Below are 23,958 nucleotides of genomic sequence, written 5' to 3'. Positions count from 1 at the left end.
AATCGGCTCTTATTTGGCGTCGATGAGGTCGATGCGGCGCTGGTGTCTGCCGCCCTCGAAGGGCGTTTCAAGGAAGATGCGGGCCAGTTCCATGGCCACTCCGGGGCCGGTTACGCGTTCGCCGAGGCAAAGCACGTTGGCATTGTTGTGCTGGCGTGTGGCACGCGCGTGAAATTCGTTGGTGCACAGGGCCGCGCGGATACCTTCATGCCTGTTGGCAGCCATGGACATGCCGATGCCGGTGCCGCAGATGAGAATGCCGGGAATGCTGTCGCTCAAAACCTTGCGGCAGACCTTGTGGGCAAAGTCGGGATAGTCGCAGCTGGAAGCGGCGGCAGGACCGAGGTCTTCGACCGTGTAGCCGTGGCCGTTAAGGTAGTTGACGAGAACCTCTTTGAGGGCGAAGCCCGCGTGGTCGGAACCGATGCAAACGATCTTGCTCATGATAACCTCTTATATGATGCCGTTATGCGGCGTAGGTGTTGCGCTTGGTGGCCTGTTCACGAACTTCAGCCTGTTCCTGTTCCATCCGCAGGCGGACGATTTCCTCTTCGAGGAACTGCACCTGACGGGCAGAGCGTATCATGTCAAACGAGGGGGCTGCGGGTTCCTCTCCGGTTCCGGCAAGGTGGGCTGCCGTGTGGCGGCCGAGCTGGGCGCATTCCTGATCGAGGCGCTTTTCAAGCTGGCGTACTTCAAAGCGTCTGCCAATGCCTGCGAGCATGAGGCGGATTTCTCCGAGCCATACCCTGAATCCGAAACGCAGGTTTTCCATCACGCCTGCACAGGTTGCCTGATCTTGTCCGGTGGAATGTTCGGCGGCCATACTTTCCTCTCTGCAATATGTTGCGCTGCGGGCTAGTTGTCCGGCAGCGGTTTGATCTGAGTGCCTTCCGGCAAATCCAGCTTGAGCTGCTGTGCTGCGAAGGGTTCGTCCAGCGGGGTGCGTTCCTTTATCAGCAGCACTGCGGTCCTGTCCGTGCCGAGGGCAATGGAAAACTTGCCGGGCAGAGTCGGGTCGGTTTCATCAAAGTTGTTCATGGAAAGTACCATGCGCTTGTCACCGGTGCCGACGCTCCACTCGGTGGGGCGACCTTCGGGAGAGAGCTTCAATACGCCTTCCACGGCTTCGGAGCCGTCATGCCCGTGGCTTACGGCTGAAAGAGTGTAGGCAAAGCCGCCTTCCGGCACAAGGTCGACATACAGGTATTTTTCCGGAAACACCTTCGTGAATCGTCCTGCCATGAGGTGGCCGAGATCGCTTATGCCGAAGGGAACAGGCAGACCGAGACGGAGCAGGGCGCTGCCGCTGTTGTTGTTCACGAAAGCTCTGCCTTCGCGCGGGTCATAGGCAATGAAGGAATGGGTATCCTGTCGGATGAGGGCAAGTGTTTTGCCCACTCCGGCTTCTATATCCATGCGCACGGGAGCTATGCCGTTGCCCCATGCGCGAAGCACGAGCCTGTGGCCTGAATCCGGCGTGGAATAACGCAGCGAGGCGTTTATGCGGAACGGTCCGGCCTGTTCTGCACGGGTTTCGGCATCGGCCACATAGCGCTCCCACAGTTCCTGTGCCTTGGTCTGCACAGCGGGGTCGGTAATGTGGGCAGGTACCTGAGCCTGGCGGGTGGCGCAGCCCGAAAGAAGGGCAACTGCAAGCAGCAGCATGACGGGGGCACGCTGCAGCATGGTACGAAGGCTGGTCATGGTTAAATGCCCCGGAGCTTCTTTTTCAGTTCGTCAGCGTTCTTGGGATCAAGCTTGAGAGCCTCACGGTATCCCTTGCGGGCATCCGACTTGCGCCCCATGGCTTTGGCAATGTCACCATAGTGTTCCCATATGATGGGGTCTTTGGCGCCAAGTTCAATGGTGCGGTTAATGGCTTCCCATGCCTGCTCCAGATTGCCGAGCTTGAAGTGCACCCATGCGAGGGAGTCTACCATGAAAGCCTTTTCGGGTTCCTGCTTGAGGGCGGACTCGATGAGCACAAGTGCCCGGTCAAGATCCTGTCCTTTGTCAGCAAGCGAATAGCCCACGTAGTTCAGTGCTTCGGGATGTTCGGGGTCGTGCGAGATGACCTCTTCCATCACTTCCAGTGCCTTGTCTCTTTCACCTGCGAGGTCATAGACGGAGCCGCGGGTGAAGAGCAGTTCGGTATCGTTGGGCCAGCGCTTGAGCGCCTTGTCCAGAGCTGCGTGGGCTTCGTCAAAGTGCTTCAGGCTTGCCTGCAGGTCGATGAGCATGTCCCAGAATTCACGGTCGGCGGGGTCGGCCTTTATGCCCTGTTCGAGCAGGGTTACGGCTTCGTCATAGCGCTTGAGTTCAAACAGCATGTGGGTGCGGAAGCGTATGCTCTTGCTCCACAGGCGGTCATGATCGGGAATATTTTCAAGCAGGCTGATGGCACCGGGAAGATCCTTATCATTATTGAAGGCGATAAGGGCGAGATGGAAGAATACCTCGGCCGGAGGATTGGACATCTCGGCCAGCGGAATAAGCAGTTCGCGTGCCTGTTCCGGAAAGCCTTCGTCGATGAAGATGGTTGCCGCCTGCAGGGAAAAGCTCATGTCCTCGGGGCCTTCCTTGGCAATGGAAAGCGCCTTTTCGGGGTGGTTGAGCTTGAGGTTCAGGGTGATCAGCCTGAGCCATACTTCCTGTCCGGTTTCACCGAGCTCGATGATGTGCTCGTAGGTCTTTTCCGCGGACACGTAATCCTTCATCAGTTCGTAGACATAGGCAAGTTCCGCCCACGCTTCGACGAATTCGGGTTCTGTCTGAACGGCCTTCTTGAGCTCGGTCTGCGCGTCCTTCAGCTTCTTCAGCTGCACATAAGCGCGGGCCAGATAGTAACGGGTGACAGGGTCGTTCCTGGTAGAGGACTTCTGGCGGAGCAGGTCTGCCGCTTCCTGAAACAGGTTGTTGGAAAGAAGGAGCTGGCCGAGCTGCTGACGGGCTTCGCCGTTTTCAGGGTGCTTGCTGATGTACTCCTTGAGCAGTGAAACGCTTTCGTCTATGCGCTTTTCGCTCAGGTAGGTTTCTGCAAGCAGCATGGTCAGGTCGAAGTGGTCCGGGTAGTTCTCAAGGCCGCGTTTGGCGATATCGCGGGCCAGAGTTACTTCCTTGCGCTCGGTATAGAAACGTGCTGCATCCACATAGACATCCGCAGAAGGGCTGAGATTCAGCAACTGGCGGATGGCTTCCGTGCCCATGCGCAGGTCGTTGTTCTTCGCGGCTTCGTTGAGGACAAGGTAATAGTACACCTTGGCCGCTTCGGGAGTCATGGGGTAAGCCGCCGGCTTTGCAGGTTCTGCCACGGGCTGCTGCTTGGCGCAGGCGCCGAGAAACAGACAGGCGAAGATGAGAACCGCCGCGCGGGCAAGGGGCCCCGCCGAATGGCGAACTTTGCTGCGATATTTTGATGATGAGGCGGAGGACATATCAGGGGGTACCTTGCTCTATCGGTTGATCCAGTCTTTGGAGAAATCCTTGATTTCACGGAACAGGTGGTCGCGGAGCTTCTGGAGAAGTCTCGCTTCTATCTGGCGGACACGTTCACGGGTAATATTGTACTTTTCGCCGATTTCCCTGAGGGTAATAGGGTCTTCTGAAAGTAGCCTGCCATGCAGAATTTCCAGTTCCTTGTCATTGAGCTTGGGCTCTATGGTTTTGATGTGCTCCTTAAGCATAGTGCCTAATTCGCTGTTTGCAAGCATATCTTCAACGCCGGGGCCAAGGGCGGGAAGGAAGTCCATGCGAGTGGCGGTGGAGCCGTCTTCGCCGACGGGCAGATCCAGTGACATGTCGCTGGCGTCCAGCCGTTGCTCCATCTCGATGATCTGCTCCTCTGATACGTTAAGGCGCTCGGAAAGCATGGCGGAATCGGGCACAAAGCCCTGCGCCATGAGGCGTTGTCTTTCCTTGTTCAGGTTGTAGAACAGCTTGCGCTGCGCCTGCGTGGTGCCGATTTTCACCAGCCGCCAGTTATCCATGATGAACTTCAGGATGTAAGCCTTGATCCAGAAGGACGCATAATAGGAAAACTTGATGCCCTTGTCCGGGTCAAACTTGTGCACGGCACGCATGAGCCCCACGTTGCCTTCCTGAACAAGGTCGAGCACGTTCTGCATCCAGCGGCGCTGAAAGTCCATGGCGATTTTCACTACAAGGCGCAGATGCGAAGAAACAAGGCGGAATGCCGCGTCCTGATCGCCTTCGTCCAGTACCTTGCGGGCCAGCTGAAACTCTTCATCCGGCTTGAGCAGCGGGAATTTGCTTATTTCCCTCAGGTAGAGGTGCAGGGAGTCCCGGGTGGCGGATTTTCCCGGAACCGAAGAGCCTGAGACGGCAGGCAGGCTGGCATCCAGAATAAAATCGTCTGTCTCATCCTCATCCAGGTCTATAACGTCCTCATCCAGGTCAAGGCTTTCTTCTTCCTCTTCCTCATCGGCGCCGTCCAGAACCTCTATGTCCTGCTCTGTATATTTCTTAGGAGTGTCGTCCTTGCCGGATTCACTTTTTCTGGTCATCGTATATCTTTGCGGTAAATTTAGGTCTGTTCATGCAGTGGTGCGGACCATGCCCGTTACCATCTGTCAAGGTAGGTCAGCATGCCGGAAAAAACCTTTTCCGACAAGGTATCACGCCCGAATGGTATAGTTTTTGTTTGTCCTTTTCAATGTTTTTCAGTAGACCAGAGCGGACTTGTCCTTACACCGTGCGCCCGCAGGGGCCTTGCCGTCAGGCGTTTTTTCGGATTGTAACGTTCGTTTGAGGAGCATCAGGTGGCAGATTTCAGAAGAGCCTTGCAGGAAGGCCGGTTCGTTTTTTTTGACGGGGGAATGGGAACCATGCTGCAGGCCCGCGGTCTTACCGCCGGTGTCAGCCCCGAAGTGTGGTGTCTGTCCAATCCTGATGTGCTCAAGGGTATTCACCTTGACTATGCCCGCGCGGGCGCCAATGTTCTGACTACAAATACTTTTGGCGGCACCCGTTTCAAGATGCCTGCCGATATTGATATCGCGGATTTCAACCGTGCCATGGCCAATGCGGCCAGAAGGGCGGCGGATGAAGCGGGAGGCAACGTTTTTGTCGCCGGTAGCGTAGGCCCCACCGGACATTTTCTCAAGCCCCTCGGTGATCTTACCTTCGAGGAGCTTGTTGAGGGATACAAGGAGCAGATGCGCGGCCTTGTGGACGGGGGCGTGGACCTCCTCCTCATGGAGACGCATTTCGACATTGCCGAACTGCGTGCCGCCATTGTTGCCGCCCGTGAGGTCTGTTCGCTGCCCGTTGGTGCTTCCATGACCTTTGAGAACGGGGTAAGCCTTACCGGCACCTCGCCCGAGGTCTTTGTGGAGACCGTTGCCAACATGGGCGTGGACCTTGTGGCCACCAACTGCAGTGCCGGTCCCGAGCAGATGGTTGCCGTGGTCGAGCAGATGCTGGCGGTTTCACCTGTTCCCGTGCTGGTCATGCCCAACGCGGGCCTGCCTGAACTGGACGCGTCGGGCAACACCGTGTTCCGTCTCAATCCCACCTCCTTTGCCGAACAGACGCGCAAGTTTGCGGAAATGGGCGTGCGTTGCATGGGCGGCTGCTGCGGCACCACCCCCGACCATATCGCGGCGCTGTGCAAGGCCGTGGCCGATGTGCCCTGCAAGCCGGTTGAAGACCGTTCCTCCGGTCTTGTTGTCACCTCGCGTGCCTCGCTGGTGCGTTTTGGTGCCAGGTATCCCGTGCGCATCATTGGTGAGCGCATCAACCCCACGGGCAAGAAGCAGCTCATTTCGGAATTGCAGAACGGCCAGTTCACCACCTGTATGATGTTCGTGCAGGAACAGCTGGACAGTCATGCTCCCTTGCTGGACGTGAACGTCGGCGCCCCCATGGTTGATGAAACCGTGCTGCTGCCCGAACTGATCCAGCGCATTGTGTCGCAGCATCCCGTGCCGCTGGCTGTGGATACCTCAAATATGGACGCCCTTGAAAAGGCGCTGACCGTGTATCCCGCTTCGCCGCTGGTCAACTCCATCAGCGGAGAACCCGGCCGTATGGAACGACTCGGTCCCTTGTGCCGCAAGTACGGTGCACCTTTTATCCTGCTGCCTCTCAAGGGCAGAAAGCTGCCTGTTGCGGCATCCGAGCGTATCGCCATCATTGAAGAGCTGCTTGCGCAGGCCGATTCGCTCGGTATTCCGCGCAGGCTCATCATGGTCGACGTGCTGGCTCTTGCTGTTTCCTCCAAGGCCGAGGCTGCCAGAGCCTGCCTTGAGACGGTGCGGTACTGTACCGATACGCTTGGCCTGCCCACGACCATAGGACTCTCCAACATTTCCTTCGGCCTGCCCGCACGCGGGCTGCTGAACAGCACCTTCCTCACCATGGCAGCGGCTTCCGGCCTTTCTTCGTGTATTGCCCATCCCGGCAACGCGCGTATCCGCGAAGCGCTGGCTGCGGCAGAAGTTTTGCTGAACCGCGACCCCAATGCGGAGCGTTTTATCGCCGATTATGCCGAATGGAAGCCCGGCAACACTGCTGTTATCGGTGGTGGCGTGGTTTCCGGCGGTGCGGCCACCACTGCCTTTGAAGCAGTGGTGAAAGGTGACAAGGATAACGTCATCGATCTTATCCGCAAGGAACTTGATGCCGGTGTCACCCCCTTTGATGTGGTGAACCGCATGCTCATCCCCGCCATTACCGAGGTGGGTGACAAGTATGAACGGAAGGAATATTTTCTGCCCCAGCTGCTGCGTTCTGCCGAAACCATGCAGCACGGTTTTGCCCACCTCAAGCCCATGCTTGAGGACGAGGGCGGCGCCACGGTAAAGCCCACCATCATCATGGCGACTGTGGAAGGGGATATTCACGACATCGGCAAGAACATAGTGTGTCTCATGCTCGGGAACCACGGCTTCAACGTTGTGGACCTCGGCAAGGACGTGAAGGCGCAGACCATTGTGGAAGCCGCTGCAGAGCATGGTGCCAAGCTCATCGGGCTTTCGGCACTCATGACAACGACCATGGTGCGCATGCAGGATACCATTGATCTTCTGCGTGAACGCGGCATGCATGATGTGAAGGTCATGGTCGGCGGCGCTGTTGTAACACAGGCCTTTGCGGATGCCATAGGTGCGCACGGTTATTCGCTGGATGCCGTTGCCGCCGTACGCCTTGCCCAGAATCTCGTTGCTGCATAAGGCAAACCGGGAGCTGAAAATGATGAATATGTTTGGCGGCACGATCCGCCGGGTATCTTTATTCCTGTCCGCCGCGTTGCTGACCGTCCTTCTGGCGGGTGCAGCCGGTTCCGTTGCTGCCGCAGGCATTACCGAAGTGGGTGCTGCCGACCTGCTCAAGATTATCAGGGCGGAGCGGGGCAAGGTTGTGGTCATCAATTTCTTTGCATCGTGGTGCCCGCCCTGCAAGGAAGAGATTCCCGACCTTATTGCACTGCGTGGCAAAGTGGATGCTGCGGACATGACGCTCATAGGCGTTTCCGTGGATGAGAATCCTAAGGAACTTGAAGCCATGGCCGGCAAGTATGACTTTAACTATCCGATATACAGGGCCGTTAACGATCTGCCGTTAGTGTTTGCCATTTCCTCCATCCCCCGTCTGCTTATTTATGACAGGAACGGAACGCTCGTCATCGACCATATCGGACTCGCCGATCCCTCGGCGCTCACCTCCAAGATTGAGGAACTCAAGGCAAACTAGATGGCCGGACCCTATATTCGCAAAGCCCGCATGCAGGATGTGAAGGCTATTCACAAGCTGCTCATGGAATGTTCCGGACAGGGGCTTCTGCTTCCCAGACCGTTGAATCAGCTGTATGGCCATCTGCGCGAGTTTTTTGTCGTTGACCCCGACGACGGTTCGCCCATTGTGGGATGTTGCGGGCTGGCCATCGCATGGGATAATCTGGCAGAAGTGCGATCGCTTGCAGTAGATGAGCGCATGCGCGGTGCGGGATTCGGACGCAAGCTGGTGGATGCCTGCCTGAGCGAAGCTGTTACGCTGGGTATTTACAAAGTCTTCACTCTCACCTATCAGGACAACTTTTTCAGAAAGATGGGGTTTGTCGAGGTGACGAAGGATACCTTGCCGCAGAAGGTGTGGGCGGACTGCATCAACTGTCCCAAGTTCCCTGAATGTGATGAGATAGCCATGCAGATTGAGCTGTAGCCCTGCATGCGCATAGGATGTATATTATGCAAGTGAAAGAATTGAAGGTCTTGTATAGCGAAGAAGCTATCGCGGAAAGATTGCGCGCTCTTGCTGATCAGATCAACAAGGATTATGAAGGGAAGGATTTGGTGGTGGTGTGCGTGCTCAAGGGCGCGTTCATGTACTTCTCCGACCTCGTCAAGCTGATTACGGTGAGCCCGGAAGTGGATTTTGTCCGCTGCGCCAGCTACGGTAAGGGAACGAGCAGCACCAAGACCATTTCCTTTACAAAGGATCTGGAAGTGTCCATTGAGGGTAAGCACGTGCTCATCGTGGAAGATATAGTGGATACCGGTCACACTATGGCGTTCCTGATCAAGCAGCTCGAGGCTCGCGGTGCCGTGAGCATTCGACTGACTGCCATTGTGGACAAGTTCGAGCGCCGCGAAGTGGATGTGACTGTGGACTACCCCGGCTTTACGTTGCAAAAAGGGTTCATTGTCGGTTATGGCTTGGACTATGCTGAAAAATATCGTGAACTTGGTGCCATATACGAAGCCGTAGTAGAATAGGGTCGCACTCGGGTTCCGGACAATTGCGATCATTCTGCGGCAAAGCACCACAGGAAAAACAATGCATGTAACTTGTCCCAATTGTTCAACAAAATACAATCTTCCTGACTCCATGTTCAAGCCGGGGGCCAAGGCTCGCTGCACTGTGTGCAAGCACATGTTCCCCCTTGCAGGAGAAAAGGCGACTCCTAGGCATGAGGAGCCTGTCCGTAGTAGGGACGATGATTCTTCTCTTGAAGATATTCTCGGCAGCCCGGATTCCGGATTCGATCTGGACGCCCCTGCACAGAAGAAGAGCAAGGGGAAGACCAAAGAGAAGGGCAAGGGCAAAAGCAAGGTTGGCCTTGTTATTGTTCTGCTCGTCGTCCTGCTCGCCGGAGCAGGGGCAGGGGTGTATTTCACCATGCCCGACCTGTTCGGCAAGCTCGGTCTGTTCGGCAATGCCACGGCTGAGGCTCCCAAGACCTCTGCCAACGGTTCCGACGAGGTTACCGTTACCGACAACATAAAGAATCTGGCTCTCAGAAACGTGCGCCAGTACTACCAGCCTAACGAAAAGGTCGGGCAGCTCTTTGTTGTTGAAGGTAAGGTGGTGAACAACTTCAACGTTCCCAAGGAACTGGTCAAGGTTGAGGTTACATTGTTTGATACGAACAACGTGACCATAACCAGCAAACAGCAATACTGCGGCATTACCGTTTCGCTTTTCCAGCTGCAGGTGCTCGGGCAGCAGGAGCTGGAATCCGCTCTTAACAACAAGATCGAGATTCTGACCAACAACACCAATATCCCCCCCGGAGGGGAAGTGCCTTTCATGGTGGTGTTCTATAATCCCCCGGCATCTGTTTCTGAGTTCGGGGTCAAGGTCATAGAAGCGAAAGATCCGCCAAAGAAATAACAACGGATTTTTGTGAAAACAAAAGAAGTACATATCTGTTCCGCCTGCGGGGCTAACGCCCCGCAGTGGCGGGGACAGTGTCCAAAGTGCGGGGAGTGGAATACTCTGGAAACCCGGGTTGTCCATAAGGACCAGGGTAAGCAGAGAATGTCCGCTCCCTCGTCGTTTCAGGCTTCGCGCATCATGCCCCTGCAGGATGTCACGGATGAGCGGGATGAACCCTTCGGCACGGGCATGGAGCAGCTTGACCGCATTCTCGGCGAGGGTCTTGTCCCCGGTGCGGCTCTGCTCATTGGCGGTGAGCCCGGCATAGGCAAATCCACTCTGTTGCTGCAGGTGGCCGGTGCTGTTTCGAGCTCCGGCAAGCAGGTGCTGTATCTTTCGGGTGAAGAAACCCTTGCCCAGCTCAAGGGCAGGGCAGAACGGCTTGGCGCGCTCTGTCCCAAGCTGACGGCTGTTTCCACCTCCCGTCTTGATGATGTGTTGCCTGCGCTGGAAGGGGATTCTCCTCCCGACCTCATCATCGTGGATTCGGTGCAGACGCTTACCTCCCTGCGGGCTGACGGCCTGCCCGGCAGTGTGAGTCAGGTGCGCGCTGTTGCCACGGAACTGATTGAAGCATGCAAGCGCGGCGGTATTACACTGCTTCTTGTGGGCCATGTTACCAAGGACGGACAGCTCGCAGGGCCCAAGATGCTCGAGCACATGGTGGACACCGTCATTTCGCTCGAGGGTGACAGACGGCAGATGTACCGCATGTTGCGCGTATTCAAGAACCGTTTCGGCCCGAATCAGGAGCTGCTGGTCTTCGAGATGGCGCAGCAGGGCATGTGTATAGTTGATGATCCCTCCACATATTTTCTCGGTGCCCGCGACCCCGCTCTTTCAGGCACAGCCGTTGTCATGGCGGTGGACGGGCAACGCCCCTTTGCCGTGGAAGTGCAGGCTCTCGTGAGCCGCAGCTATCTGGCCATACCCCGCCGCACAGGACTGGGGTTTGACGTGAACCGCCTGCACCTGCTGCTGGCCGTGCTTGAAAAGCGTCTGCGGCTCAACTTCGGACAGGTGGATATCTATGCCAAGGTCGGCGGCGGCATGCGCCTGCAGGACCCGGGCATGGACCTTGCCCTTGTGGCTGCGGTGCTTTCCTCCTTCTACGATATTCCGCTGCCGGAACGCTCCGTGTTCTGGGGCGAGGTAGACCTCAACGGGCAGGTGCGCCCTGTGGCAGGGCAGGACGTGCGGCATTCACAGGCTCTGCGCCTCGGCTACAAGCCGGTCTTCCATCCCGGCGGCAACGGAAACGGCGGGCTGGATACCATCCTTTCCCTGCAGGAAGCTCTTTTCAGGCGGTCCTGATCATGTCTTTTTGCAGGTTGTCCGCCGTTCTGACCCTGCTTTTGCTTATTCACGGACTATCATCCTCTTGTTTGGCCGCTGAACCTACGTTGCTGTTGCAGAATGTGCGTCAGTATTCTCTTGCATTGCAGGATGAGACAAAGGTGATAGTGGTTGAAGGACAAGTAAGGAACAATACCGGAACCACCGTGCCGTACATCGGGGTTTCTGCAGTTTTCTTTGATGAATCCGGCGCTGTTGTCGGTATCATGAGACAGTTGTGCGGCAGGATTTATTCTGTGGACGAACTGCAACAGCTGACTTTTCAGGGCGTAATCTCCCGCACCAGAATGACGCACCATTTGCATGACGGGCCGCCTCCTGTTATTCCTGATGATACGATTCCGTTCATGGTTGTTTACACGGGTGAGGAACTGCCTCATGAATTCAGCGTATCGGCCTATGTTCTGGATTTGGGAACGGAAAGATAATGTTCTGTAAATATGCATTTCTGTTTTGACAGCCTGTTTCCGCAAGTTGTAGAGTTTTTTGTTCGAAATGCGGCAGTGGTGGTTGCCTGAAATGATTGCGAAAAAGGGGGGTATGGCTGCTGTAGAATCTATTTGCGGACGCCATGCTGCAACGGAGCGTTGATGCTTGATTCCTGTTTTTCCAGAATGCGCAAGGTGGGAGCCGGTCTCGGCAAGGTTGTCTCCTCCCGTGAAAATGATTTCCTCGACCTTGGCCAGCGGCTGCACGATGCTTCGGCTCAGGCGGACGGACTGGTTGAGAATGCCCGTGAGCTTGTCGACTCCACCGTAGGAGAAATTCTCGAGGAAGTTCTGAAGCAGATGGAGGAAAAGACCGGAGTCCTCCATACCCTGACCGGACGTTCTTCTTCGACAGATGTGGATGATTTTACAATCATTCGTCATCATCTGGTTGATCTGCTCAAACTTCTGGACAACTACGGGCGAGTGGTCCGCACCCTGCAAATGTTGTCCATCTCCACACGTATAGAGAGTGCCCGCCTCGGCACCGACGGCAGAGGATTTAACACGCTCGCCGACGATGTGGAAAAACTGGCTACCAAAATCGTGGAATATTCCACAACCATCAGAGTTCATGTGAGTGCCCTTGATGCACTGGCGGCAACTGCTGCCGAGCGCATGCACGACATACAGACAACGCAGGCCGAATATTCCACCCGAATCACCGGGCAGGTGCAGGAGAATCTCGCTTCACTCCACATTTATGGACAACGCCTTTCAGGCGTTTCCTCCGATCTTTCCGAATCTTTTTCCGGTATTCAGGACAGCATGGGCAGTGTTGTCGCTTCCATGCAGTTCCACGATATTGTCCGCCAGCAGGTGGAGCATGTGGAAGAAGTGCTGTCGGATACCGTTGACTTCATGCAGGGCGAAGCCGATGTGCGCGATCATTCGGAAATATACGGCTGGATTCGCTCCATCAACGCTGTTCAGTGTTCCCAGCTGGAGCATGCGCGCAATAACTTTATGCATGCGGTTGATTCCCTCAGAAATGAGGTGCTGGCCCTTGCCGGTATCGTTGAGGGAGTTTCCGGTATCGTGGAGGAGGCTCACGGGGGCAACGGGGCCAAGTCGCCTCTGGAGGCCATGAGCGAAGCTGTTGCAGCCCTTGCCGATCATTTTGCCCAGCTGGCCCGCGCAGGAGAGGAAGTCGGCGAGGTAATGGTCTCCGTTGTCAATACCGTCGCCGAGATGACTGCTTTTCTTGAGAATATCGAAGATGTCGGCGCCGAGATTGAACTTATCGCGCTCAACGCCAGCATCAAAGCTGCGCATACCGGTGATATGGGCAAGGCGCTTGGGGTGCTGGCGCTGTCCATACAGAACTTGTCCAAGGACGCGGGCGGCCAGACTCTGTCCATATCGGACAAGCTTCATGCTATTTCTCGCGTGGCTGATTCCCTGCGCGACCATGCCGCAACCTATCTTGATACTTCACAGGCCAGGGCCATGACGGGTGAACTGGATGGCTTCATGGAGCAGCTCAGGTTCGTGGACACGAAAGGGGGCGGGCTGCTGGAGAGTATCCGGAGTGATTCGGTGCGGCTTACCGCAACGCTCATGGGGCTTGCCCAGGGCATTACGGTTGACGAGCATGTGGGGAATGCGCTTCTTGCCGCATGCCGTGAGCTGGAAAGCCTTGTGGAACAGCTGCCTTGTGGAGAGGGGGATGCCCCGCTGTCATTGCCCCGGCCGCTCAGGGATATTCTGGATAGATATACCATGGAGAGCGAACGCAACGTGCACCGGTCCGCCCTTGGTGATACCGGCAGTGGCGGAATTGACCTCTTTGATGATTCTGATAGCAATGTTGAATTGTTTTGACGGTTGAGGAAAAACGCGGGAGCCATGAGCGTCCGGAAGCGCAGCCGGAGCTCCGTTTTTCTGCGGTCAGGATGCGTTGATATGGCTCTGCGGATGCTGCATCTGCATCATCCGCATTTCGGGGGCGTTTTTTAAACTAGTACATATGTTATGAAATAATTGCTGTGAGGGATACGCTGTGACTAAGACTATAATGACGGTGGACGATTCGGCCAGTGTCCGTCAGATGGTGTCTTTGACGTTGAAGAAGGCCGGATACAACGTTGTAGAGGCCCGTGACGGCAAGGATGCCCTGGCGAAAATGACAGGCCCTGTGCATATGGTGATTACCGACCTGAATATGCCGAACATGGACGGTATTTCACTCATAAAGGGAATACGGGCTTTGCCGTCTTACAAATTCATTCCCATTGTCATGCTGACAACGGAATCGCAGGCTTCGAAAAAGCAGGAAGGTAAGGCGGCCGGGGCTACAGGCTGGATAGTCAAGCCGTTCAAGCCCGAGCAGCTTGTGGATGTTGTGAAGAAGGTCTTGCGTTAGGTGCTTCGGTGCTGTTGTTTTTCTCCCGTGCACTGTTAAAGGGATGCGGTTATGCTTGATGACGTGAATGCGCAGGCGTTTCGCGAAGAAGCGCAGGAACTTCTGTCCGAATTGGAAACGGCTCTTCTTGAACTTGAAGAGGAACCCGGCAATTCCGATATCGTGGACAGGGTGTTTCGTGCCATGCATACGATCAAAGGGTCCGGCGCCATGTTCGGATTCGATGATATTGCCGCCTTTACGCATAATGTCGAAAACATGTTCGACAAGGTTCGCAACAGGGAACTGGCCGTAACGCGTGAGCTGCTCGACCTGACGCTTCTGTCGCGGGACCATATTGCCCATCTTCTGGAATCCAGTGCGACAGGTGCTGAGGTAGATGCGGAGACAGAGGCGGAGCTTACCGCCAGGCTCAAGGCCATGCTTGGCGGGGCCGATGATTCATCCGGGCAGGACGTTGCGGCTGTTGAGTCCCGAACCCTTGTGGCGGAACCCGGTGCGCAGGTTGTTTATCGTATCCGCTTCAAACCGGCCCGGGACATTTTCCTTTCCGGTTCCAATCCTCTGCACCTGCTAGATGATCTGGCGCAGATGGGGTCCATGCGTTGTTATCCCCATTTCGGAGAAATGCCGGGACTTGAGGATCTTGACGTAGAGTCCTGTTATGTCTGGTGGGACATCCTGTTGCTGACGGATAAGACTGAAGAGGCCATTCGCGATATCTTCCTGTTCGTGGAAGATGACTGTGAGCTGACTATTCAGCTGGTGGACGGCACCGGGCAGCTGGACAGTGACATTGCCTACAAGCGGCTCGGCGAGATTCTGCTTGAGCGCGGAGATGTGACGCAGGAGAGCCTTGCAGAGATATTGCGGGAGCAGCGCCCCATAGGCCGCGTTCTGCGCGATGCCGGACTGGTGACCGAAGATCAGGTGGAATCGGCTCTGGCAGAGCAGAAAGCCGTTCGTGAACTGCGGAAAAGCAGAGACACCGGCGGCGAAAAGGCGGATGCCGGCGGCGCGGCGAGTATACGGGTTGCGGCCGACAAGCTGGATAAGCTGGTTGACCTTGTAGGCGAACTGGTCATCGTGCAGGCGCAGATTGCCCAGTATGTCCATTCCTCCCACGATCCTTTATTGAATACTCTTTCCGAAGAACTGGAACGTCTATCGGATGAACTGCGTGATTCCACGCTTTCCATCCGCATGCTTCCCATCGGCACAACCTTCAGCAAGTTCCGTCGCTTGATACGCGACCTTTCTTCCGAACTCGGAAAGGAAGTTGAGCTTGTGACCCATGGTGCAGAAACGGAACTGGATAAAACCGTTATCGAACGCCTTGGTGACCCGCTTGTGCATTGTCTGCGCAACAGTCTGGACCACGGCATTGAAAGGCCTGATGTGCGTGAAGCTGCGGGCAAGCCGAGAACCGGCACCATCACGCTTGCAGCGGAGCATTCCGGCGGCGAGGTGCTTATCTCCATCATGGATGACGGTGCCGGTCTGAACCGTGAGCGCATTCTTGCATCAGCCACAGCCAAGGGCATCATCAGTCCTGAAGCGGAGCTTTCGGACAAGGAAGTCTGCAACCTCATCTTTGCGCCTGGTTTTTCCACTGCCGCAGCCATCACCAGTGTTTCCGGCAGAGGTGTGGGCATGGACGTGGTGAAGCGCTCTATCGATGCGCTGCGTGGCACCATCGAGCTGGACAGCATTCCCGGCAAGGGAACAACCATCACTATCCGCCTGCCGCTCACTCTTGCCATTATCGATGGTCTGCAGATTCAGGTGGGCAACGAGTTCTATGTCATTCCCCTCAACCATGTGGAAGAATGTGTGGAGCACATAAGCTCATCCGTGAACGGAGAAAGGCAGCGCATAATCAACCTGCGCGGTGAGATAGTGCCCTATATCGTGCTGCGTGAGCAGTTCGAGGTGCCAGGTGAACAGCCGCCTATTGAACAGATCGTGGTGGTGAGCACCTCGGGTTCCCGCTACGGCATTGTGGTGGACCATGTCATCGGCGAGCACCAGACAGTCATCAAGTCGCTCGGCAAGGTCTATAAGGATGTGGAGGGTATATCGGGCGCGACCATCAAGGGCGATGGTTCCATGGCGCTTATTCTCGATATCCCGCGTCTGGTACAGTCGGCCATTCTCGGACAACGAAATTTGTATTGACGCCGTGCAGCCGGTCTGACCGGCACTGCACATACATGCATCAAGCGATCGGGTTGCCATGAAGAATCCTTCGGATAACGCTACTGCCACAAACGCCGATCTGGTTAACAGACCGGCGCCCATGCCAGACAAGGTGTTTCAGCGCCTCAGTGCATTCATTCATGAACGGGTGGGTATCAAACTGCCGCCGTCAAAGCGGACCATGCTTGAAGCCAGACTGCAGAAAAGATTGCGGGTGCTGAATTATCCTTCGTATGACAGCTATGTGAATTATGTGTTCTCGGATGCGGGCATGGAGCAGGAGCTGCGCAATCTGATCGATGTGGTTACCACCAATACCACCGAGTTTTTCCGCGAGCCCAAGCATTTTGACTATCTGGTGCACACCATGCTGCCGGAATGGATACGCCGCAACGGCAGCCGCAAGCTCGCGCTATGGAGCGCCGGATGCTCCATAGGCATGGAACCGTATACGCTGGCCATGGTACTCAGCGATTTTGCGGAACGCTATGCCGGGTTCTCTTTCAGTATTCTGGCCACGGACATTTCATCCCGTGCTCTGCAGACAGCGGTTAAGGCTGTGTATGATGAGGACAGGATTGCCAATATTCCTCCGGAGCTGTGCAAGAAGTTTCTGCTCAGAAGCAAGGACCGTTCGAAAAAGCTCATCCGCATTGCACCGGAAATTCGCAGTCTTGTAGAGTTTCAGCGGCTCAACTTCATGGAGCAGTTCTGTTTTTCCAATCCCATGGATATCATTTTCTGCCGCAACGTGATCATATATTTTGACAAACCTACACAAGAGCGTCTGTTCAAGCAGTTTTGCGACTGTCTCCGTCCCGGGGGCTTCCTCTTTATCGGTCATTCGGAAAGTCTTGCCGGAATGCAACTGCCGCTCGTACAGGCGGCGCCAACCGTTTACAGGAGAGTGTAGACGAATGGCACAGAAAATTAAGGTTCTTATTGTCGATGACTCGGCACTTGTGCGTCAGACTCTGGCGGACATTTTCAGTGCGGATTCTGAGCTGGAAGTGGTCGGTACCGCATCCGACCCGTTCGTGGCTGCCAAACGCATGGAAAGTGTGGTGCCGGATGTGATCACGCTGGACGTGGAAATGCCCCGCATGGACGGCCTGACCTTCCTGAAAAAGATAATGACCCAGCACCCCATCCCGGTGGTCATATGTTCCGCCGTAACGGAGAAGGGCGCAGAAGCCACCTTCAAGGCTATGGAATATGGTGCGGTTGAAATTATCACCAAGCCGCGCATAAGCACGAAGCAGTTTCTGGAAGAATCTGCCATACGCATATGCGATGCCGTAAAGGCTGCAGCGCGCGCCCGGATGAAGAAGGTGACGGAAAAGCTCACCGTGGCTCCCAAGCTGTCGGCCGATGCCGTGCTGCCACCGCCCACGCCTGTTACCCGCGCTGTGGGTGCTACAAGCAAGGTTGTGGTTGTAGGAGCTTCCACGGGTGGAACCGAAGCACTGGCCAGCCTGCTGCTGGGGTTGCCCGCCAACTGCCCGCCTGTGGCCATAGTGCAGCACATGCCCGAGCATTTTACCAATGCTTTTGCCCGCAGGTTGGATGCCATGTGCGCCATGCATGTGAAAGAAGCAGAAGACAATGATCGCATGGAACCCGGTAAGGTGTTGATTGCACCGGGCAATATGCATATGTTGCTCAAGCGTAATGGTTCCCATTATTTTGTGGAACTGAAGGAAGGCCCCCTTGTAAGGCGTCACCGGCCGTCGGTAGACGTGCTGTTCCGTTCTGCCGCCCGCTACGGCGGCAAGAATGTGGTGGGGGCCATTCTTACCGGTATGGGCGACGACGGCGCGGTGGGCATGAAGGAAATGTTCGACGCGGGTGCCTATACCATAGCACAGGATGAAGCTTCATGCGTGGTTTTCGGTATGCCGCAGGAAGCCATAAAGCAGGGCGGCGTGCATAAGGTCATGTCGCTCAACGGCATTGCCGGTGAAATTCTGCGCATGTGTAACGGACATTAATCAACGTATCAGAGGTGTAGAATGCCAGGACATCTTGAAGGCGCTATTCTCCAGCGCGACAAGCAGACATATGCCATCGTGCCCCGTACCCCTGCGGGCATGCTGACTCCGGAAATTCTCGATACTATTTCTTACGTCTGCAAGAAGTACGAAGTGCCGATCATCAAGATTACCTCCGGCCAGCGCATGGCCCTTGTGGGTATGCGTGAAGATCAGGTCGAACCCATGTGGGAAGAGTTGAAGTGGAAGGTCGGCCGCGCCACCGAACTGTGCGTGCACTATGTGCAGGCATGCCCCGGCACTGCGGTCTGTAAGCTCGGCCTGCAGGACTCTCTCGGTTTCGGGCTTGAGATCGAGAACATGTTTCATGAAGAACCGTTTCCAGCCAAGGTGAAGTTTGGTGTTTCCGGCTGCCCCATGTGCTGTGGCGAAAGCTACGTGCGAGACGTGGGCCTCATGGGCACCAAACACGGCTGGACCGTCATTGTGGGCGGCAACTCCGGCGGCCGTCCCCGTATCGGCGACGTGCTTGCCGAGAACCTGACCACCGAAGAAGCCAAGGAACTTGTCCGCAAGTTCATGGAATACTACCGCAGCGAATCCGGCAAGCGTCTGCGTGTGTCCAAGTTTGTTGAAAAGGTGGGCATTGATGCGGTAAAGGCCGCTGTGCTGTAAGCCTGTTCTAAAACGTATTCCGAGACGTATTCCGAGACCTGTCCCGAAATCTGTCCCGAAATTTGTTTGAGACTTGCTTCGGAACCTGTTCCGACAATTGAAAGCCCCGCATCGTTAAAAAAGTTGCGGGGCTTATCCATTTGTGTGGGCAGCGGTCTGATAACGCGTATTATTGGTTCTTCTTCCCATTCTTGTGCCGGTAGAAGACTACCTGCACAGGTTCAACGGTGACCAGTCCTTCGCTTATTACGGCATCCAGTTCCGGCAGAAAGGCTTCGATTTTCTCAGGCGTGTCCACTATCTGGATGAGCAGGGGCAGGTCTTCGGAAAGACGCAGCACCTTTATGGTATGCACAAGGCTATTCGCCCCGAAGCCGGAAACACCGCGGGTGACCGTGGCTCCGGCAAGGCCGCGTTTGCGTGCCATCTCCACTATGACTTCATAGAGGGGGCGGCCTGCGTGGGTGTCGTTTTCTCCGGTGTATATGCAAAGGCGCTGAGCCTGTTCCGGCAGGGATACCATATCGCGTCTCCTTGAATGCAGCTAAACCAGTCGGCCGAGCGAAAGGCCGATCCAGAGAAAGACAAGGCCCACAACCAGCTGTCCTGCACAGTTGGCCACGGCATAGACCCATTGCGATGCGCTGATCAGGTTGGCTGTTTCAAATATGTAGGTCGAAAAGGTGGTGAACGCGCCCATGAATCCGGTCAGCACGATCACACGCATTTCCGGCGGCAGAGAGAGCCTGTCTTCAAACAGGCTCCAGACCAGTCCGAACAGAAAACAGCCGAGGCAGTTCACGGCAAATGTGCCCGCCGGAAACGATGTTCCGGCAAGGCGCTGCACCAGTCCGGCCAGTGTGTAGCGGCTGAGGCTTCCCAGCCCTCCGGCAATGAACAGCAGAAAGAGCTTCTGCACGAATTGCTCCTCTTTCGGGGACATGCCCGCGGTGAATGCCGATACTTCATTGAATTACCGGCTGGAAATGTTTACCAGTATATGAAGGCACCATACGCTCGGTATGGTGCGAGAACAAGAACCAATCGGCTGCGGTGCGACAGGCATTGTCCGCAGTTGTTCATGCGGGAGCATTATGGCCTTTGAAACGGAACTGAAATTTGTCGATGCCGACTTTGCCGCGCTGCGCAAAAAGCTTGCCGAACTGGGAGCGGAGTGCCGGGGCAGCCACGTGGAGCGCAATCTGGTGTTTGATACGCCGGAACGCTCGTTCAAGAACAGCGATATGCTCCTGCGTCTGCGCACGAAGATACGCAAAAACGGCGAGACCGCCGTGTTGACCCTGAAGCGCCCCCCGCAGGTGCCTGTCCCCGCCGATGTGAAAGTGTATGACGAGCGAGAGACCACGGTGGAGAACTTTGACGGCATGCGCGGTATTCTGGAAGGCATGGGCTACGATGCGGCCTTCCGCTATGAGAAAATGCGCGAGGAATGGAAGCTGGATGGTGTGGAAATTTGTCTGGACTCCATGCCCTTCGGCGATGTTGCGGAACTGGAAGGGGAGCGGGAGGCCATATTTACCTGCGCAGCACGTATCGGCCTGCGCATGGAGCAGGCAAATACCGGCACCTACCACGATCTGAACCGCAACTGGCGGGCAGCGCAGGGGTTGCCGCATGACGATAATTTTTGTTTTTCCACCTCGCGGTTGCATGAGCTCCTCGAGGAATTATAATCTGTATCAACACTGATAGCAGTGTATGATTGTCGCAGTGATGCGGCTGAACCATAGACAGGCCACACGGATCGACACATGAGCCACAGATTTGCCAATCCGGATAGACAGGACCAGATTCTGCTGGATGAAATGTTGCAGGAGCCCAGAAAATTCAAGGTGCTGCTGCATAACGATGACTATACGACCATGGAGTTTGTCATAGCCGTTCTCGTGCAGGTGTTTCGCAAAACAGCCCAGCAGGCCACGGCCATCATGCTGAGCGTTCACGAAAAGGGTGTTGGCGAATGTGGCGTTTTTACCGCCGAAGTGGCGGAAACCAAGGTAGCCATAGTGCATGCGCGGGCCCGTAAAGAGGGATTTCCCCTGCGGTGCAGCATGGAAGAGGTGTAGACATGCTCGGTAAACGACTTGAAGCAGTGCTCTCGGACGCCGTCTCGGAAGTGCGTAAACGGAATCATGAATTTCTGACGCTTGAGCATATCCTTTTCGCCATTACCCGCGACGATCAGGGCAGACACATCCTTTCCGGTTGCGGAGCCGATGCCGACGCACTGTCCAAGCGGCTTGAAGTATTTTTCTCTTCCCACCTTGAACCGTTGCCTGCCGACATGCCTACGGAAGTGGTGCAGACTCTCGGCGTGCAACGTGTGCTGCAGCGTGCGGTCATGCAGATGCAGTCTGCCAGCAAGGACAAGGTAGAAGTGGGCGACCTGCTTGCGGCCCTGTTTGAGGAAGAGGATTCCTATGCCGTTTACTTCCTGCGTTCGCAGGGTGTTACCAGACTGGATGTGCTTGAGTTCATTTCGCACGCCATGGGCAGCGAGGAATGGAGCGAAAAGGAAGGGGTGCAGGGAGACGGAGAAAGTTCCGGCAGGCCCGATGCCCTTGCCCAGTTTTGCGTGGATCTTACGACAAAGGCGAGGGAAGGCCAGATAGACCCGCTCATCGGCCGTACCGAAGAGCTTGAGCGCACCGTGCAGGTGCTGGCGCGCAGGCGCAAGAACAACCCGCTGTATGTGGGTGAGCCGGGGGTGGGTAAAACAGCCCTTGCCGAGGGCCTTGCCCTGCGCATTGTCAACGGCCACGTGCCGGACAGTTTTCTTGAAGCCAGCGTTTATGCGCTGGACCTTGGCGCGTTGCTTGCGGGCACCAAGTACCGTGGCGATTTCGAAGCGCGGCTCAAGGGCGTGATCAAGGAGCTTACTTCCATTGAAGGTGCCATTCTTTTCATAGACGAGATTCACACCATCGTGGGCGCAGGGGCAACCAGCGGCGGTTCCATGGACGCTTCCAACATCCTCAAGCCGGTTCTGGCTTCGGGAACCATTCGCTGCATCGGCTCCACCACCTACGAGGAATATCGCAACCATTTCGAGAAGGACCGGGCTCTGTCGCGCCGGTTCCAGAAAATTGACGTGCCGGAACCCACCACCGATGAGTGCCTTGAAATCTTGAAGGGTCTCAAGCCCTACTATGAGGAGCACCACGGTGTGCGGTATACGCATCCGGCCATCAAGGCTGCGGTGGAGCTTTCTTCCCGTTACATCAACGAGCGTTTTCTGCCGGACAAGGCCATAGACGTTATTGACGAAGCCGGTGCCGCCTACAGGCTGCGCAGCGCCAACCGCAAGCGCAACACCATTACCGCCGGAGACATAGAACGGGTGGTGGCACGCATGGCGCGTATCCCTGAACAGCATGTTTCTGCCGGTGACAGGCTGAAGCTGGCGAATCTGGATTCTACGCTGAAGGGTATGGTGTTCGGGCAGGACGAAGCTGTGGACGTGGTCTGCCGCGCCATTCTGCGCAGCCGTGCGGGGCTTGGCAGGGATGACAGGCCCACAGGCTCCTTCCTCTTCTACGGTCCCACGGGCGTGGGCAAGACTGAGCTGGCCAAGCAGCTTGCCCAGACGCTGGGTGTGCAGTTCCTGCGTTACGACATGAGCGAATACATGGAAAAGCACGCCGTGTCGCGGCTTATAGGTGCACCTCCCGGGTATGTGGGGTTTGATCAGGGCGGCCAGCTTACCGATGCCATCCGTAAGCACCCCTATGCCGTGGTGCTCATGGATGAAATCGAAAAGGCGCATCCGGATATATTCAATATTCTGCTGCAGGTCATGGACTACGCCACGCTTACCGACAATACGGGGCGCAAGGCCGACTTCCGCAACGTCATACTCATCATGACCTCCAACGCGGGCGCGCGTGAAATGGCAGCCAAGGCCATAGGCTTCGGCTCTGTTGTGGAGACGGATGTCACCTCGCGTGGTCTGAAGGAAGTGGAAAAGACCTTCTCGCCCGAATTCCGCAACAGGCTGGATGCCTTAGTGCCGTTCCACGGACTTTCCGAAGAGATCATGCTCAACATCGTGGATAAGTTCGTTGCCGAGCTGGAAGGCCAGATGAAGGATAAGCGGGTACGCATTGAGATGACGGATGCCGCCCGAAAGCGTCTTGCGAAGCTGGGATATGATCCGGCATTCGGCGCTCGCCCCATGCGCCGGGCCATACGGCGCGGACTTGAGGACGATATTGCCCGCGAAGTGCTCTTCGGCGCATTGCAGCGAGGGGGTATTGTCAAGGTAGGTGCCCGAAAACTCAAGGCATCGGAAGGCAAGGATGTTTCCGGTTTAACCTTTACCTTCACGTCGTTTTCCGGCAAGGATAACTGAACGCCGGGGGGCCGTTCGCACTGCATGCGAACTTGCTCTGCGCATTAATGACAGCATAAGCGCGGCGGTTTTTACCGCCGCGTTTTTTAGTATCCTATGAACGTATTCTGGCTGCCGGAAAAAGGGGTGGATTTCCCCAATCCTGAACTTGCCGATGCGGAAGGCCTGCTTGCCATAGGCGGTGACCTTTCCGTGGAACGGCTCATCTCTGCTTACGCCTGCGGAATATTCCCCTGGTACAATGAGGAAAGCCCCATTCTCTGGTGGTCGCCCGATCCTCGTTTCGTGCTATATCCCGACAATCTGCATATCCCCCGCAGTCTGCGCAGGGTCATCAATTCCCGCCAGTTCACCATCACCATGGACCGGGCCTTCGAGCAGGTCATACGCTTCTGCGCCTGCTCACCGCGTCCCGATCAATGCGGAACATGGATCGTGCCGGAAATGATCAGGGCTTATTGCGAGCTGCACCTGCACGGCATTGCCCATTCGGTGGAAGCGTGGCGGGATGGTGTGCTGGTGGGCGGCATGTATGGCGTTTCGCTCGGCGGTGTGTTTTTCGGCGAATCCATGTTCTACCGTGAGCCGGATGCCTCAAAGGTGGCGCTGGTCTGGCTGGCGCGTTTTCTGCGGCAGTCGGGATTCTCCATGCTGGACTGCCAGCAGGTGACGCACAACCTGCGCCGTTTTGGTGCAGAAGAAGTGTCGCGCAACGATTTTCTTGCCCAATTGAAAAAGGCCCTGCGTACTCCGACGAGACAGGGCCTTTGGGAAATTCCCGAAGATTTTTTCCCCTTGTAGAACAGAGGGGGCTGTTTGCCCCGTTTGTGC

Annotated in this window: 24 protein-coding genes; 17 read left to right on the top strand and 7 right to left on the bottom strand. The window is 56.1% G+C overall.

Annotation, left to right across the window (positions count from 1 at the left end; all coding sequences use genetic code 11):
• Positions 1 to 9 precede the first annotated feature (9 nt).
• The 5 genes from rpiB to HUV30_RS12505 are packed head-to-tail and all read right to left on the bottom strand — an operon-like array spanning position 10 to position 4,526.
• The gene (rpiB, locus tag HUV30_RS12525; protein ID WP_174405774.1) at positions 10 to 444 is read right to left on the bottom strand and encodes a ribose 5-phosphate isomerase B; all 435 of its coding nucleotides are present in this window, start codon (positions 442 to 444) and stop codon (positions 10 to 12) included.
• A gap of 22 nt (positions 445 to 466) precedes the next feature.
• The gene (locus HUV30_RS12520) at positions 467 to 826 is read right to left on the bottom strand and encodes a hypothetical protein (RefSeq protein ID WP_174405773.1); all 360 of its coding nucleotides are present in this window, start codon (positions 824 to 826) and stop codon (positions 467 to 469) included.
• Positions 827 to 858: 32 nt separating this feature from the next.
• Complete coding sequence (locus tag HUV30_RS12515) at positions 859 to 1,707, bottom strand: hypothetical protein (RefSeq protein WP_174405772.1); 849 nt, start codon at positions 1,705 to 1,707, stop codon at positions 859 to 861.
• Positions 1,708 to 1,709: 2 nt separating this feature from the next.
• A complete protein-coding gene (locus tag HUV30_RS12510) occupies positions 1,710 to 3,437 on the bottom strand; it encodes a tetratricopeptide repeat protein (RefSeq protein WP_174405771.1) in 1,728 nt (575 codons plus the stop codon).
• An 18-nt stretch (positions 3,438 to 3,455) separates the two neighbouring features.
• On the bottom strand, positions 3,456 to 4,526 hold the full coding sequence (locus HUV30_RS12505; RefSeq protein WP_174405770.1) for a sigma-70 family RNA polymerase sigma factor: 1,071 nt from the start codon (positions 4,524 to 4,526) through the stop codon (positions 3,456 to 3,458).
• Positions 4,527 to 4,781: 255 nt separating this feature from the next.
• On the opposite strand from HUV30_RS12505, the gene HUV30_RS12500 reads away from it, so the two are divergent.
• The 13 genes from HUV30_RS12500 to HUV30_RS12440 all read left to right on the top strand — a co-directional run bounded on the left by HUV30_RS12500 (position 4,782) and on the right by HUV30_RS12440 (position 18,755).
• Positions 4,782 to 7,196: a homocysteine S-methyltransferase family protein gene (locus HUV30_RS12500; protein ID WP_174405769.1), complete on the top strand. Its 2,415-nt coding sequence runs from the start codon at positions 4,782 to 4,784 to the stop codon at positions 7,194 to 7,196.
• 19 nt (positions 7,197 to 7,215) lie between these two features.
• The gene (locus tag HUV30_RS12495) at positions 7,216 to 7,716 is read left to right on the top strand and encodes a TlpA family protein disulfide reductase (protein WP_174405768.1); all 501 of its coding nucleotides are present in this window, start codon (positions 7,216 to 7,218) and stop codon (positions 7,714 to 7,716) included.
• Positions 7,717 to 8,184, top strand: a complete 468-nt coding sequence (locus tag HUV30_RS12490) for an N-acetyltransferase (RefSeq protein ID WP_174405767.1) — start codon at positions 7,717 to 7,719, stop codon at positions 8,182 to 8,184.
• Positions 8,185 to 8,210: 26 nt separating this feature from the next.
• On the top strand, positions 8,211 to 8,738 hold the full coding sequence (gene hpt / locus HUV30_RS12485) for a hypoxanthine phosphoribosyltransferase (protein ID WP_174405766.1): 528 nt from the start codon (positions 8,211 to 8,213) through the stop codon (positions 8,736 to 8,738).
• A gap of 61 nt (positions 8,739 to 8,799) precedes the next feature.
• The gene (locus HUV30_RS12480; protein WP_174405765.1) at positions 8,800 to 9,636 is read left to right on the top strand and encodes a DUF3426 domain-containing protein; all 837 of its coding nucleotides are present in this window, start codon (positions 8,800 to 8,802) and stop codon (positions 9,634 to 9,636) included.
• Between the two features lie 12 nt (positions 9,637 to 9,648).
• Positions 9,649 to 10,995 (top strand): DNA repair protein RadA, encoded by a 1,347-nt coding sequence (gene radA, locus HUV30_RS12475; RefSeq protein WP_174405764.1) that lies wholly within the window; start codon positions 9,649 to 9,651, stop codon positions 10,993 to 10,995.
• A gap of 2 nt (positions 10,996 to 10,997) precedes the next feature.
• Complete coding sequence (locus tag HUV30_RS12470; RefSeq protein ID WP_174405763.1) at positions 10,998 to 11,465, top strand: FxLYD domain-containing protein; 468 nt, start codon at positions 10,998 to 11,000, stop codon at positions 11,463 to 11,465.
• 162 nt (positions 11,466 to 11,627) lie between these two features.
• Positions 11,628 to 13,349 (top strand): methyl-accepting chemotaxis protein, encoded by a 1,722-nt coding sequence (locus tag HUV30_RS12465; RefSeq protein WP_174405762.1) that lies wholly within the window; start codon positions 11,628 to 11,630, stop codon positions 13,347 to 13,349.
• A gap of 178 nt (positions 13,350 to 13,527) precedes the next feature.
• The gene (locus HUV30_RS12460) at positions 13,528 to 13,890 is read left to right on the top strand and encodes a response regulator (protein WP_174405761.1); all 363 of its coding nucleotides are present in this window, start codon (positions 13,528 to 13,530) and stop codon (positions 13,888 to 13,890) included.
• A 51-nt stretch (positions 13,891 to 13,941) separates the two neighbouring features.
• On the top strand, positions 13,942 to 16,068 hold the full coding sequence (locus HUV30_RS12455; RefSeq protein ID WP_174405760.1) for a chemotaxis protein CheA: 2,127 nt from the start codon (positions 13,942 to 13,944) through the stop codon (positions 16,066 to 16,068).
• Between the two features lie 58 nt (positions 16,069 to 16,126).
• On the top strand, positions 16,127 to 17,002 hold the full coding sequence (locus HUV30_RS12450) for a CheR family methyltransferase (protein ID WP_174405759.1): 876 nt from the start codon (positions 16,127 to 16,129) through the stop codon (positions 17,000 to 17,002).
• 4 nt (positions 17,003 to 17,006) lie between these two features.
• Positions 17,007 to 18,080 (top strand): protein-glutamate methylesterase/protein-glutamine glutaminase, encoded by a 1,074-nt coding sequence (locus tag HUV30_RS12445; protein WP_174405758.1) that lies wholly within the window; start codon positions 17,007 to 17,009, stop codon positions 18,078 to 18,080.
• Between the two features lie 21 nt (positions 18,081 to 18,101).
• Positions 18,102 to 18,755 carry a ferredoxin-like domain-containing protein gene (locus HUV30_RS12440; RefSeq protein ID WP_174405757.1) on the top strand — a complete coding sequence of 218 codons (654 nt, stop codon included), beginning with the start codon at positions 18,102 to 18,104 and terminating at the stop codon, positions 18,753 to 18,755.
• A 169-nt stretch (positions 18,756 to 18,924) separates the two neighbouring features.
• Here HUV30_RS12440 and HUV30_RS12435 read toward each other — a convergent pair whose 3' ends face one another.
• A complete protein-coding gene (locus HUV30_RS12435; protein ID WP_174405756.1) occupies positions 18,925 to 19,278 on the bottom strand; it encodes a DUF190 domain-containing protein in 354 nt (117 codons plus the stop codon).
• 21 nt (positions 19,279 to 19,299) lie between these two features.
• Entirely contained in the window at positions 19,300 to 19,674 is a 375-nt protein-coding gene (gene crcB, locus HUV30_RS12430) for a fluoride efflux transporter CrcB (protein ID WP_174405755.1), read from the bottom strand.
• 175 nt (positions 19,675 to 19,849) lie between these two features.
• On the opposite strand from crcB, the gene HUV30_RS12425 reads away from it, so the two are divergent.
• The 4 genes from HUV30_RS12425 to aat all read left to right on the top strand — a co-directional run bounded on the left by HUV30_RS12425 (position 19,850) and on the right by aat (position 23,928).
• Positions 19,850 to 20,449: a class IV adenylate cyclase gene (locus HUV30_RS12425; protein WP_174405754.1), complete on the top strand. Its 600-nt coding sequence runs from the start codon at positions 19,850 to 19,852 to the stop codon at positions 20,447 to 20,449.
• Between the two features lie 132 nt (positions 20,450 to 20,581).
• Complete coding sequence (locus HUV30_RS12420) at positions 20,582 to 20,842, top strand: ATP-dependent Clp protease adaptor ClpS (protein WP_373869339.1); 261 nt, start codon at positions 20,582 to 20,584, stop codon at positions 20,840 to 20,842.
• Between the two features lie 2 nt (positions 20,843 to 20,844).
• On the top strand, positions 20,845 to 23,127 hold the full coding sequence (gene clpA / locus HUV30_RS12415; protein ID WP_174405752.1) for an ATP-dependent Clp protease ATP-binding subunit ClpA: 2,283 nt from the start codon (positions 20,845 to 20,847) through the stop codon (positions 23,125 to 23,127).
• Positions 23,128 to 23,223: 96 nt separating this feature from the next.
• Positions 23,224 to 23,928, top strand: coding sequence for a leucyl/phenylalanyl-tRNA--protein transferase (gene aat, locus HUV30_RS12410; RefSeq protein WP_174405751.1), 705 nt, complete (start codon positions 23,224 to 23,226; stop codon positions 23,926 to 23,928).
• Positions 23,929 to 23,958: the final 30 nt, after the last annotated feature.

Source organism: Desulfovibrio subterraneus (assembly GCF_013340285.1).
GTDB lineage: Bacteria > Desulfobacterota > Desulfovibrionia > Desulfovibrionales > Desulfovibrionaceae > Halodesulfovibrio > Halodesulfovibrio subterraneus.
This window is presented reverse-complemented; position numbering and strand designations above follow the sequence as displayed.